Origin of the sequence: Streptomyces sp. NPDC091376, from assembly GCF_044757085.1 — a bacterium.
In the GTDB taxonomy this organism is placed as follows: domain Bacteria; phylum Actinomycetota; class Actinomycetes; order Streptomycetales; family Streptomycetaceae; genus Streptomyces; species Streptomyces pratisoli.
The window spans coordinates 12,268-25,016 of record NZ_JBIVUF010000010.1 but is presented as its reverse complement, the minus strand read 5'-3'; the positions used below and the strand labels follow the sequence as shown (position 1 = coordinate 25,016).

Annotated in this window: 11 protein-coding genes; 5 read left to right on the top strand and 6 right to left on the bottom strand. The window is 70.4% G+C overall.

Annotation, left to right across the window (positions count from 1 at the left end):
* Positions 1-75 precede the first annotated feature (75 nt).
* From ACIQMR_RS21815 to ACIQMR_RS21800, 4 genes are all read right to left on the bottom strand, one after another.
* The gene (locus tag ACIQMR_RS21815; protein WP_401389672.1) at positions 76-492 is read right to left on the bottom strand and encodes a hypothetical protein; all 417 of its coding nucleotides are present in this window, start codon (positions 490-492) and stop codon (positions 76-78) included.
* A gap of 177 nt (positions 493-669) precedes the next feature.
* Complete coding sequence (locus ACIQMR_RS21810) at positions 670-1,452, bottom strand: sugar phosphate isomerase/epimerase family protein (protein WP_401389670.1); 783 nt, start codon at positions 1,450-1,452, stop codon at positions 670-672.
* The gene (locus tag ACIQMR_RS21805; protein ID WP_401389667.1) at positions 1,449-2,393 is read right to left on the bottom strand and encodes a GNAT family N-acetyltransferase; all 945 of its coding nucleotides are present in this window, start codon (positions 2,391-2,393) and stop codon (positions 1,449-1,451) included. Before ACIQMR_RS21805 ends, ACIQMR_RS21810 begins: the two co-directional genes overlap by 4 nt.
* Before the next feature lie 114 nt (positions 2,394-2,507).
* A complete protein-coding gene (locus ACIQMR_RS21800; protein WP_401389664.1) occupies positions 2,508-3,605 on the bottom strand; it encodes a LacI family DNA-binding transcriptional regulator in 1,098 nt (365 codons plus the stop codon).
* A 130-nt stretch (positions 3,606-3,735) separates the two neighbouring features.
* On the opposite strand from ACIQMR_RS21800, the gene ACIQMR_RS21795 reads away from it, so the two are divergent.
* The 3 genes from ACIQMR_RS21795 (at position 3,736) to ACIQMR_RS21785 (ending at position 6,943) form a co-directional block, all read left to right on the top strand.
* Positions 3,736-4,887, top strand: a complete 1,152-nt coding sequence (locus ACIQMR_RS21795) for a Gfo/Idh/MocA family protein (RefSeq protein WP_401389661.1) — start codon at positions 3,736-3,738, stop codon at positions 4,885-4,887.
* Entirely contained in the window at positions 4,884-6,050 is a 1,167-nt protein-coding gene (locus ACIQMR_RS21790) for a dihydrodipicolinate synthase family protein (RefSeq protein ID WP_401389658.1), read from the top strand. Before ACIQMR_RS21795 ends, ACIQMR_RS21790 begins: the two co-directional genes overlap by 4 nt.
* A 95-nt stretch (positions 6,051-6,145) precedes the next feature.
* Positions 6,146-6,943, top strand: a complete 798-nt coding sequence (locus ACIQMR_RS21785; RefSeq protein WP_401389655.1) for a sugar phosphate isomerase/epimerase family protein — start codon at positions 6,146-6,148, stop codon at positions 6,941-6,943.
* A 72-nt stretch (positions 6,944-7,015) separates the two neighbouring features.
* Here the strand turns inward: ACIQMR_RS21785 and ACIQMR_RS21780 are convergent, their stop codons facing one another.
* A complete protein-coding gene (locus ACIQMR_RS21780) occupies positions 7,016-7,537 on the bottom strand; it encodes a DUF937 domain-containing protein (RefSeq protein WP_401389652.1) in 522 nt (173 codons plus the stop codon).
* Positions 7,538-7,842: 305 nt separating this feature from the next.
* On the opposite strand from ACIQMR_RS21780, the gene ACIQMR_RS21775 reads away from it, so the two are divergent.
* Both ACIQMR_RS21775 and ACIQMR_RS21770 read left to right on the top strand, forming a co-directional pair.
* A complete protein-coding gene (locus ACIQMR_RS21775) occupies positions 7,843-10,071 on the top strand; it encodes an ATP-dependent RecD-like DNA helicase (protein ID WP_401389649.1) in 2,229 nt (742 codons plus the stop codon).
* Between the two features lie 168 nt (positions 10,072-10,239).
* Entirely contained in the window at positions 10,240-11,529 is a 1,290-nt protein-coding gene (locus tag ACIQMR_RS21770) for a citrate synthase (protein WP_266374077.1), read from the top strand.
* Positions 11,530-12,363: 834 nt separating this feature from the next.
* Here ACIQMR_RS21770 and ACIQMR_RS21765 read toward each other — a convergent pair.
* Positions 12,364-12,672, bottom strand: a complete 309-nt coding sequence (locus ACIQMR_RS21765; RefSeq protein WP_401390297.1) for a heavy-metal-associated domain-containing protein — start codon at positions 12,670-12,672, stop codon at positions 12,364-12,366.
* Positions 12,673-12,749: the final 77 nt, after the last annotated feature.

Here is a 12,749-nt window from a genome sequence, read left to right as displayed (position 1 = left end):
CGAAGGTGTGGATGGTGCGGATGCGGCCCTTTCATTCCGCTGTGGCCCTGTGCACCCCGCTGTGTCCCTCCGGTCTCAGCGCCACTCCTGTACGTCGACGACCGTGCCCGTCGCCAGGTCCGGATGCCCCCAGAAGTCCCCGACCTGGGTCGCGATCACCAGCACCGGCCGCCCCTCGCTGTCCAGGTGCGCCGTGAAGAACCCGAACACCCACGACGGCTCGGCGACCAGGTCCCGCGGCGGCCTCAGCCGGACCAGCTCCGTCCCGTCGGCCTCGTACACGACCGCGTTGTCCGTGGGGGTGTACGGCGTGTCGTCCAGCGCCTCGACCACGAGGATCCGGCTGCCCCACGCCAGTGCGGCCTGCGTGGGGCCGGCGAACTCCTTCTCCACCGTCCGGTCCGCGTGCGACCAGCGGACGGCATGGTCGCCGTGGCTCCAGCCGATGACGGCGGGGTCCTGATGCTGCGGGTCCTCAGGGCGGTGGCTCACTGGCGTTCTCCACGGGTCGCCGATGGAGATCAGCCTACTGCGCCGGCTCCGCGGGTGATCTCTCCGATGTGCCCGCTCGGCGGTGCCCGGCAGGGGGTGCCGTGCCCACGGTGTCCCGCCGGAGCATGGCGCCGTCACCATGCTCGCCCCGGTGCGCAGGGCGTGGGCCGGTGTGCGTCAGGCGTGGGCCAGTGACTCCAGATGCTCCCGCCCCGCCGCCAGTATCCCCGGCAGGTCCTCCGCGTCCGGGTGCCAGCGCTTCTCGTACTCCCAGCAGACCCAGCCGTCGTCGCCGGTGAGCGCCAGGCACTCCGCGAGCGGCAGCACACCGGCTCCGAGCGGCAGCGGGGTCAGGTCTTCCGCCGAGGCGATGTCCTTGACCTGGAGATAGCCGAGATAGGGACTCAGCGCCGCATGGGTGGCTGCGGGCCGCTCATGCCCCAGCCAGGGATGCATGACGTCCCACAGCGCGCTCACCTGCCTGTGGCCGACCCGGCCGACGACGCGGGACACCGCCGCGCCCGTGCGGTGGGAGTCGTGGGTCTCCAGCGCGATCCGCACCCCCGCGTCGGCCGCGGTCTCCGCCGCGAGGGCGAGCCGGCGGGCTGCCGTCGCGTCCGCGGTCTCCGGATCCTGGTCGCCGCCGCCGGGGAAGACCCGCACGAAGGACGCTCCCAAGTCCCTGGCCAGCCAGACCAGTTCCGAAAGCTCTTCGGCCACGGCCTCCTCGTCGCCCGCGGCCGCCACCCGTGCGTAACCGGCGACCGTCAGGATCTCCACTCCGGCCCGGGCGAACTCCTCCCGCACCGCCGCCCGTTCACGCGCCCCTATCCGCAGGTGCACCGGCTCCTCCGGATGGGTGCGCAGCTCCACGCCGTGACAGCCGGTCGTGACGGCGAGGTCGGCCACCTCGGAGACGGGCATACCGGGGACACCGAGGGTCGAGAACGCGAACTTCACTTGGGTGATCCTTCCTGGAGGGGAAGCCGCCAGTCCTGGCCGACGAGATCGGCCCCGTACGAGCGGTGCGGTTCCTCCGCGACGAGAGTGAACCCGGCGCGCTGATAGATCCTGCGGGCGGAGGCCAGGACATCGTTGGTCCAGAGCACCAGCTCCCGGTATCCCACCTCACGGGCGAAATCCACGACGGCGCCCACCAGTCGTTCTCCGAGGCGGTGTCCGCGTGCCGAGGGCTCGACCAGGAGCAGCCTCAACCGTGCGGTGGCCGGCGCCTCGTCCCGCACACACATCACCGAGCCGACCGGGCGGCCGTCCAGCTCGGCTATCCACACGCGCTCCAGATGCGGGTCGTGGTCCTGGGCGAAGTCGGCGACTATTCGGGCGACCAGGCCTTCGAAGTCCGTGTTCCACCCGTACTCGGCGGCGTAGAGCGCGCCGTGGCGCTGGACGATCCAGCCCAGGTCGCCGGGTGCGGGATCACGCAGCACCGGACCCTCGCCGCGCGCTCCCTGGTCGGGCCTGGCCTCGGCCAGTATGTCCCGCACCGTGCGCATCGCCTCCGTCAGACGGGGCCGGTCGTCCGCGGGCACGGCGGCCACGAGCTTGCCCACGGCCTCCCGGGACCGCTCGTCCAGCAGCGCGGTCGCCTCGCGCCCGCGCGTCGTCAAGGTGATGCGCTGGCGACGCGAGTCCACCGCGGAAGGGGAGCGCTCGACCAGCCCGTCGCGCTCGAACTTGCCGAGCAGCCGGCTCAGGTAGCCCGCGTCCAGGGACAGCTCCAGCCTGAGGTCGGCGGCGTCGGTGCGCGGGGCATGGGCCAGCTCGTAGAGCACCCGCGACTCCGTGAGCGTGTACGGCGTGTAGAGGTGCTTGCTGTAGTCGAGTGCGCCGATGAGGTTCGTGTAGAAGCGGTTGAAGGCGCGGATCTCGTGAACGGCCATGACGTGCCCCGACCTTTCCTTTGACTGAGTCAAGGTTAGGTTCAGGCGTCAACCCCCGGCAAGGCCTGTGGAAAAGTCCGGCCTGCCCGCCCTGTCAGGGTGGAAACCGGCAGGTCAGAGCTTGCGCGGTGGCGCCGTCGACTCCCGCGCCATCAGCTCGGCACCGATCGTCGCGATACCGCCCGGCGGCGGGGCCTCCTTGCCCATGGCGAGCCGGCCCGCCCGCACCCCCGCCTCGTGCAACGGCAGCCGCACCGTCGTCAGTGCCGGCACCGCGTCCACCGAGAACGGCAGATCGTCGAAGCCGGCCACCGAGACGTCTTCCGGAATGCGCAGTCCCAGATCCCGCACGGCCGCGCAGGCACCCAGTGCCACGGTGTCGTTGGCCGCGACGATCGCGGTCAGGTCCGGATCCCGGCGCAGCAGTTCCAGCGTGGCGTCGTAACCCGAACGGCGGTCGTAGGGGCCGTGGATCGTGAGCCGATCCTGATCGTCGGGCACGGGCCCGGTCCCGGCGCCGCCGTCCGCACCGCCGGCGGCGCTCACCGCGGCCAGCGCCGCCCGGTGGCCCTCCAGCCGGTGCCGGGTCGTCGTCCGTTCCGCCGGGCCCGCGACGTACCCGATCCGCCGGTGGCCGAGCGTGATCAGGTGTTCGGCGAGCCGGCGCCCGCCGCCCCGGTTGTCGAAGGTGAGGGTCGCCGTGACGGCGCCGCCGGACATGGGCGGCCGGCCGCACAGCACCACCGTCGTGCCCGCGTCCGCGAGCCTCGCCAGCTTCGCCGACATCGCGGCGATGTGGGCCGGGTCCTCCAGCGCCCCTCCGGTGAGGACGACCGCCGCTGCCCGCTGCCGTTGCAGCAGCGTGAGATAGGTCAGTTCGCGCTCCGGCGAGCCGCCCGTGTTGCATACGACCGCGAGCTTCTCGCCGCCGGCCCGGCCCGACGCGCCCTCGCCGATCGCGGTCTGAGCCGCCCCGGCCATGATCCCGAAGAACGGGTCGGCGATGTCGTTCACGAGGATTCCGACCAGGTCGGACGTGGCGGCGGCGAGTGAACTGGCCGGTCCGTTGAGCACGTAGTCGAGTTCGTCCACCGCACGGAGCACCCGTTCCCGTGTCGACGCGGCGACCGGGTAGTTGCCGTTGAGAACCCTGGAGACGGTGGCCGGGGACACCCGGGCGCGGGCCGCCACATCAGCCAGCGTGACTGTCATCGCTTTCCTCCGAGGGAGATCTCGCCAGGCCCTTGTCCGGGCTGCTGTCCGCAGGCTAGCGTCATAGCGTATAGAAAGCGCTTGCTATAACCGTTTCGCTGCCGTATCGAGGAAACATGGAGGCAACTTCGTGACACGCAGGACAGTGCGGATCGCCATGAACGGCGTCACGGGGCGGATGGGATACCGGCAGCACCTGGTGCGCTCGCTCCTCGCGATCCGTGAGCAGGGCGGTCTCGACCTCGGTGACGGCGGGGTGCTGTGGCCCGAGCCGGTCCTCGTCGGCCGCCGCGAGCCGGCTCTGCGGGAGATCGCCGAGCGCCACGGGCTGACCGAGTGGTCCACGGACCTGGACGCGGTCCTCGCCGACGAGACGATCGACATCTACTTCGACGCGCAGGTCACCTCCGCCCGGGTCGGCGCCATCAGGAAGGCGATCGCCGCCGGCAAGCACATCTACACGGAGAAGCCCACCGCGACCGACGTGGAGGGCGCCCTCGAACTGGCCCGCCTCGCGCAGGCCGCCGGCATCAAGCACGGCGTCGTCCAGGACAAGATCTTCCTGCCGGGACTGCTGAAGCTGAAGCGCCTGGTGGAAGGGGGCTTCTTCGGCGAGATCCTCTCCGTGCGCGGAGAGTTCGGCTACTGGGTCTTCGAGGGCGACTGGCAGGAGGCCCAGCGTCCCTCCTGGAACTACCGCTCCGAGGACGGCGGCGGCATCGTCGTCGACATGTTCCCGCACTGGGAGTACGTACTCCACGAGCTCTTCGGCCGGGTGACGAGCGTTCAGGCGCACGTCGTGACACACGTCCCGCAGCGCTGGGACGAGCGCGGCAAGCCGTACGAGGCGACCGCCGACGACGCGGCGTACGCCGTCTTCCAGCTGGAGAGCGGGGCCGTCGCCCAGATCAACTCCTCGTGGACGGTCCGTGTGAACCGCGACGAACTCGTCGAGTTCCAGGTGGACGGTACGCACGGATCGGCCGTCGCGGGGCTGCGCCGCTGCCGTGTCCAGCACCGCAGTGCCACACCGAAGCCCGTGTGGAACCCGGACCTGCCCGCCACCGAGTCCTTCCGCGACCAGTGGCAGGAAGTGCCCGACAACACCGTCTTCGACAACGGCTTCAAGGCGCAGTGGGAGCTGTTCCTGAAGCACGTCGCCCTGGGGGAGCCCTACACCTGGGATCTGCTCGCGGGCGCGCGGGGCGTCCAGCTCGCCGAGCTGGGGCTGAAGTCGTCCGCGGAGGGGCGCCGTTTCGACGTGCCGGAGCTGACCCTGTGACGATCCGACTCCCCGGCGCGGACGGCACCTTCCGTACGTACGAGCCGCGCACCGAACGCACTGCCTACGGAGTAGGCAGTGCTCCGCTCGTCTCCCGTACGGTCTTCTCGGCGGCACACGTCGTCGCGGATCCGTACGCGGACACGACCCCGGACGGACCGGCCGCCGTCGACTGGGACGCCACGCTCGCCTTCCGGCGCCATCTGTGGGCGCACGGGCTCGGTGTCGCCGAGGTGATGGACACCGCACAGCGGGGAATGGGGCTGGACTGGGCGGGCGCGGCGGAGCTGATCCGGCGCTCGGCGTCGGAGGCGAAGGCGGTCGGCGGCCGGATCGCGTGCGGCGCCGGAACCGACCAGCTGGTCCCGGCCGACCGCCCCGCCGGCCTCGCCACCGTCCGCGCGGCGTACGAGGAGCAGCTCGCGCTCGTCGAGGACTGCGGCGCCCAGGCGGTCCTCATGGCGTCCAGGGCCCTGACCGCGGCCGCCCGCGGCCCCGAGGACTATCTCGCCGTCTACGGCCACCTCCTGAGGCAGGCGTCAGAGCCGGTCGTCCTCCACTGGCTCGGGCCGATGTTCGATCCCGCCCTCGACGGCTACTGGGGCAGCACCGACCTCGACGTGGCCACCGAGACCTTCCTCAAGGTGATCGCCGAACACCCCGACAAGGTCGACGGCGTCAAGATCTCCCTCCTGGACGCCCAGCGCGAGATCGACCTGCGGCGCCGGCTCCCCCAGGGGGTGCGCTGCTACACGGGCGACGACTTCCACTACCCCGAGCTGATCGCAGGTGACGACCAGGGCTTCAGCCACGCACTGCTCGGCATCTTCGACCCCCTGGGACCGCTGGCCGCCGAAGCGGTCCGCGTCCTGGACACGGGCGACGCCAAGGGTTTCCGCGAACTGCTCGACCCGACCGTCGAACTGTCCCGCCATCTCTTCGCGGCGCCGACCCGCTTCTACAAGACGGGAGTCGTCCTGCTGGCGTGGCTGGCGGGCCACCAGTCGCACTTCACCATGGTGGGTGGCCTCCAGTCCGCGCGGTCGCTGCCCCATCTCGCGCGGGCGTACGAACTGGCCGACCGGCTGGGCCTGTTCCCGGACCCGGAGCTGGCCGAAGTCCGGATGACATCCCTGCTCACGGTGTACGGAGCCACCCAGTGACCGACCGACCTCACCTTCGACCCCGCACCGCGGACGCCGGTTCCCCCGGCCGGCCCGGTACCTCCTGCGGACTCTCCCGGTTCAGCATCAACCAGATGACCGTCAAGCAGCTCACCCTGCCGGAGCTCACGGAGGCGTGCCTGGGGCTCGGCGTCCCCGGGATCGGCCTCTGGCGCGAACCCGTTCAGGCGTACGGCGTCGAGGCGGCGGCCAAGCTCGTGCGCGAGGCGGGGCTCACCGTCACCACGCTGTGCCGGGGCGGTTTCCTGACCGCGACGGACGCGGACGAGTGGAACCGGGCACTGGAGGACAACCGCGCGGCCGTCGTCGAAGCGGCGACGCTGGGCACGGACACACTCGTCCTGGTCTCGGGCGGGCTCCCGCCCGGCAGCCGGGATCTGCCCGGCGCGCGAGAGCGCATCGCGGACGCACTCGGCATCCTCGCTCCGTACGCACAGGAGCACGGCGTCCGCCTCGCGATCGAGCCGCTGCACCCGATGTTCGCGGCCGACCGCTGTGCGGTCTCCACGCTGACCCAGGCGCTCGACATCGCGGAGCGGTTCCCCGCGGAGCAGGTGGGTGTCGTCGTGGACACGTACCACATCTGGTGGGACGACCAGGCGCCCGCGGCAGTCGCACGAGCGGGCGCGGGCGGCCGGATCCACTCCTTCCAGCTCGCCGACTGGGTCACTCCGTTGCCGGCGGGGGTGCTCAACGGCCGCGGTCAGCTGGGCGACGGTGCGGTCGACCTGCGGGCGTGGCGCGAACAGGTCGACGCGGCGGGCTACACGGGCCCGATCGAGGTGGAACTCTTCAACGACGAGCTGTGGGCGCGGGACGGCGTCGAGGTCCTGTCGGAGACGGCGATGCGGTACGTGCGGCACGCGGTGTAGCCGGTGCTGCGGCACCACCCGCCGGCGTCCACGCCCCTGCCGGTGTGGCCCGCGGCGCCCTCACCCCTGCGGTCAGGGCTTGCGCGGGCCGCCCAGCAGATCGCCGAGCACATCGCCCACGCTGCCCGTCGAGGAGCCGGGCGCGCCGTGTGAACCGGGGGAACCGGGTGCGGCCCCCGCGGACCGGCGCCTCGCCGCGCGCTGAGCGAGGACGGTCACCACGACGGGGATCACCACCTCGAAGACCCGGCTGACCGTGGCCACGGGCATGCCGGTCCGCTTGGCGAGCGCGGCGGCGGCGGGCCTGGCCAGCTTGGCGAGGACTCCCGCCATCAGGCCGCCGCCCAGCCCGCCGCCCAGCGTCACGACGCCCTCCAGGGGCGGTTCGGAGATCTCGCCGACGGCCTCGCGCACCTCATCGGCCTGTGCCGGTTCGGCCGCGGCCTCCCGCAGACCGCCCGACAGGGCGGACACAGAGGTGCCGACGGCATCCTGCGCCCCGGTCGCGTCGGTACCGAGCGCGTCCGCGATCTCCTGAAGCCCGCCGTCCCCGAGCTCGTTCAGTACTTCGCGCTGAAACGAATCGTCGCTCATGGCGAAAACGCTAAGGGTGCCCCGTTGTGTCGGCATTTCGAGATTCCGGAAAAATTACTGCCCGCAGTCGTGCAACCCTTCCGGCGTGACGTGAGTCGTACGTGGTGTCAGGGTTCCCGGGGAGGGGTCTGGGGGGATCGGGGAGCTCTGAATGCGGGGGGTACGCGGGGCCCGGTCGATCGACCGGGCCCCTTGAAGTTGCCCCGGAGCTGCGCCAGATGCCGCCGGATGTCGTTGCCGACGCGGTCGCGCGAGGTTTTCCACAGGCCCGGCACGGTGTCCGACCCGGGCGGTAGCGTCGGCTCATGTCCAATCCCGCGGTGCTCGAAGCGGTGCTCGAGCGGATCACCTACGCCAACGAGGAGAACGGGTACACGGTCGCCCGCGTCGACACCGGTCGTGGCGGCGGTGAGCTCCTCACGGTCGTCGGCTCGCTCCTCGGCGCACAGCCGGGTGAATCACTGCGGATGGAGGGCCGCTGGGGCTCCCATCCCCAGTATGGCAAGCAGTTCACCGTCGAGAACTACACGACGGTCCTCCCCGCCACCGTTCAGGGCATCCGCCGCTATCTCGGCTCCGGCCTCATCAAGGGCATCGGCCCCAGAATCGCCGAGCGGATCGTCGACCACTTCGGCGCGGGCACCCTCGACGTCATCGAGCAGGAGCCCGAGAAGCTCATCGAGGTCCCCGGCCTCGGCCCCAAGCGCACGAAGATGATCGGCGCCGCGTGGGAGGAGCAGAAGGCCATCAAGGAAGTCATGGTCTTCCTCCAGGGAGTGGGCGTCTCCACCTCCATCGCCGTGCGGATCTACAAGAAGTACGACGACGCCTCGATCTCCGTGGTGAAGAACCAGCCGTACCGCCTGGCGGCGGACGTCTGGGGCATCGGGTTCCTCACCGCCGACCGGATCGCCCAGGCGGTAGGGATACCCCACGACAGCCCCGACCGGGTCAAGGCCGGTCTGCAGTACGCCCTGTCGCAGTCCACGGACCAGGGTCACTGCTACCTCCCGGAGGAGCAGCTCATCGCGGACTCCGTGAAGCTCCTCCAGGTCGACACGGGCCTGGTCATCGACTGCCTGGCCGAGCTCGCGGCCGACGCCGAAGGAGTCGTGCGCGAGCAGGTGCCGGGACCGGACGGCGGGGATCCGGTCACCGCGGTCTATCTGGTGCCGTTCCACCGCGCGGAGCTGTCCCTGTCCGCCCAGCTGCTCCGGCTCCTGCGCACCGACGAGGACCGTATGCCGGGCTTCCAGGACGTTGCCTGGGACAAGGCGCTGGCCTGGCTCTCGGAGCGCACGGGCGCGGAGCTGGCGCCCGAGCAGGAGCAGGCCGTGCGCCTCGCCCTCACCCGGAAGGTCGCGGTCCTGACCGGCGGCCCGGGCTGCGGCAAGTCCTTCACGGTGCGCTCGATCGTCGAGCTGGCCCGCGCCAAGAGGGCCAAGGTGGTGCTCGCCGCGCCGACGGGACGGGCGGCCAAGCGGCTTGCCGAGCTCACCGGAGCAGAGGCGTCCACCGTGCACCGGCTCCTGGAACTGAAGCCGGGCGGCGACGCGGCGTACGACAGGGACCGTCCGCTCGACGCCGACCTGGTCGTGGTCGACGAGGCCTCCATGCTGGATCTGCTGCTGGCCAACAAACTGGTGAAGGCCGTGGCCCCGGGCGCGCATCTGCTGCTGGTCGGGGATGTGGACCAACTGCCGAGCGTCGGCGCCGGCGAGGTGCTCAGTGACCTGCTCGCCGACGGCAGCCCGGTCCCGGCCGTCCGTCTGACCCGCATCTTCCGCCAGGCCCAGCAGTCCGGGGTCGTCACCAACGCCCACCGCATCAACTCCGGGTCGCACCCCCTCACCCAGGGCCTCGACGACTTCTTCCTCTTCGTCGAGGACGACACCGAGGAGGCGGGCAGGCTCACCGTGGACGTCGCGGCCCGGCGCCTCCCCGCCCGCTTCGGGCTGGACCCGCGGCGCGATGTGCAGGTGCTCGCCCCCATGCACCGCGGCCCCGCCGGGGCCGGCACCCTGAACGGGCTGCTGCAACAGGCGATCACTCCCGCCCGTCCCGATCTTCCGGAGAAGAGACTGGGCGGAAGGGTGTTCCGCGTCGGCGACAAGGTCACCCAGATTCGCAACAATTACGAGAAGGGCCAGAACGGAGTCTTCAACGGCACGGTCGGCGTGGTCACCTCGCTCAGTCCGGACGACCAGCGGCTGACGGTGCTGACGGACGAGGACGAGGAGGTGCCGTACGACTTCGACGAGCTGGACGAGCTCGCACACGCCTACGCCGTGACGATCCATCGCTCCCAGGGCAGCGAGTATCCGGCCGTGGTGATCCCGGTCACGACCGGGGCCTGGATGATGCTCCAGCGCAATCTGCTCTACACGGCCGTCACGCGCGCCAAGAGGCTCGTGGTGCTCGTCGGCTCCCGCAAGGCCATAGGGCAGGCGGTTCGCACGGTTTCGGCAGGGCGGCGTTTTACCGCACTCGACCATCGGCTGGCAGGTGGAGGCTTCGTGGGAAAGATCACCTAACACTTCCGGAACCGGGGCGAAGGGGGCAGGATGAGCAGGCTGGACGGCACTGAGTGCCGTCGAGCGGCCGAATGGTCGACCCCGAGTGCACTCTCCTCAGCCAAATGGGGGATGGTAGAGACAGTCAGGGCACCTCGAAGAAGAGGCACTACGTCGGTGAGGGATGACGTGAGCGACAACTCTGTAGTACTGCGGTACGCGGACGGTGAATACACCTACCCGGTGGTCGAGAGCACCGTTGGTGACAAGGGCTTCGACATCGGGAAGCTCCGGGCGCAGACCGGTCTGGTGACCCTGGACAGCGGGTACGGCAACACGGCCGCCTACAAGTCCGCGATCACCTACCTCGACGGCGAGCAGGGCATCCTGCGCTACCGCGGCTACCCGATCGAGCAGCTGGCCGAGCGCTCCTCCTTCCTCGAGGTGGCGTACCTGCTGATCAACGGTGAGCTGCCGACCGTCGACGAGCTGGCCGCCTTCCGGGGCGAGATCACCCAGCACACCCTCCTGCACGAGGACGTCAAGCGGTTCTTCGACGGCTTCCCGCGCGACGCCCACCCGATGGCCATGCTGTCCTCCGTGGTCAGCGCGCTGTCGACGTTCTACCAGGACAGCCACAACCCGTTCGACGAGAAGCAGCGTCACCTCTCCACGATCCGGCTGCTGGCCAAGCTGCCGACGATCGCGGCGTACGCCTACAAGAAGTCGATCGGTCACCCCTTCGTCTACCCGCGTAACGACCTCGGGTACGTGGAGAACTTCCTGCGGATGACCTTCTCGGTCCCGGCGCAGGAGTACGAGCTCGACCCGGTCGTGGTCGCGGCGCTCGACAAGCTGCTCATCCTGCACGCGGACCACGAGCAGAACTGCTCGACCTCCACCGTGCGCCTCGTGGGCTCCTCGCAGGCGAACATGTTCGCCTCGATCTCCGCCGGCATCTCCGCCCTGTGGGGCCCGCTGCACGGTGGCGCCAACCAGTCGGTGCTGGAGATGCTCGAGGGCATCTCGGCCAACGGTGGTGACGTCGACTCCTTCATCCGCAAGGTGAAGAACAAGGAGGACGGCGTTCGCCTGATGGGCTTCGGCCACCGCGTCTACAAGAGCTTCGATCCCCGCGCCAAGATCATCAAGGCGGCGGCGCACGACGTCCTCTCGGCGCTGGGCAAGTCCGACGAGCTGCTCGACATCGCCCTCAAGCTGGAGGAGCACGCGCTCTCCGACGAGTACTTCGTCTCGCGCAACCTCTACCCGAACGTGGACTTCTACACCGGCCTGATCTACCGGGCCATGGGCTTCCCCACCGAGATGTTCACGGTGCTGTTCGCCCTCGGCCGGCTGCCCGGCTGGATCGCCCAGTGGCACGAGATGATCAAGGAGCCGGGTTCCCGTATCGGCCGCCCGCGCCAGATCTACACGGGCGAGGTCCTGCGCGACTTCGTCCCGGTCGAGGCCCGCTGACCCGTCCAGGTACTCCGGGACCTGGAACGACGAGAAGCGCCCCGCTGCCGATCCCCCCACGGGTCGACGAGCGGGGCGCTTCCCATATCCCCGGTGCGGATTCCCCCCACGGGATCCGGCCGGGCGTCTGCTGGTAGTCCAGCAGAAGCTCTTCGCGCGGTCTGCCGGGGTACGTATCTACGGGAGGGCCGCTCAAAGCTCCCCTGTCGTACGTGCCCCGGCCAACGCTTGCCTGGGACGTCCCCCAAGACATCCCATGAACGTCCCCCAAGACGCTCTGGCATCGCCCACTTAGACTCGCGAAGAGCCCGAATGGTTACCCTCAAATATCTGTGATCTGGATCTCTTTGTGAAGGTCCTGTGTACCACGTGAAGGATCGCAGACGAAGCCTCTTGCTGACCACGAAAACGTACGAGAAAGCCGTGGAAATTCCCGTGATCATGGGATTCGGCAGGTCGGAGGGGGTCGGCGGCGGCGTCGCGAGGCCGCGGACGACGTCTCGAAAAGAGTCCCCCTTGATCGCCGTGAGGCCTGACGGTGACGATCGTGTGACCACCGGGGTGACGTTCGCGAGGGCCGGCGGCAACGGATCCGTCCGGGGTGGCGGCACGGAACGTCTCGCGCGCGGCCGGAGGGCGTTGTGCGCCGCTGTGGCGCGCGCGGCAGATGCTGCCGCTCATGCGGCCGCGCGGCCCGTCCTTCTCGCCCCTCTCGATGAGGGCGGCGAGAGGGCGGTGATGTCGGCGCCGCCACCGTGGGCGACGCCGGCGTCGGGCGCGGGCCGCCCCCACCGGGGGGCTCCCGCCGATGGGGGCGGCCCGGCCTGGCGGGAATCAGGCCCGGCCGACCAGCTCGTAGCCGGCCTCGTCGATCGCGGCGCGTACCGCGGACTCCTCCAGGGGTGCGGCGGAGACCACCGTGACCTGGCCGGACGCGGCGACCGCCTTGACGGACGTCACGCCGGGGATCCTGGAGATCTCCTCGGTCACGGCCCCCTCGCAGTGGCCGCACGTCATGCCCTTCACCTCGTACACCGCGGTGCTGCCGACCTGGATGTCGGCCGCGCCGCCGTGGCAGGAACCGGAGGGCGAGCAGCAGGAGCCGGTGGCGGCGGGGGTTGCGGTCGTCGTCTCGGCGGTCATGGCGTTCTCCTCTTCGAGGGTGTGTCGCTTCGCGATCACTTCGTGCAACGAAGTCATGGTGCCTCAGGGAAGTCCTG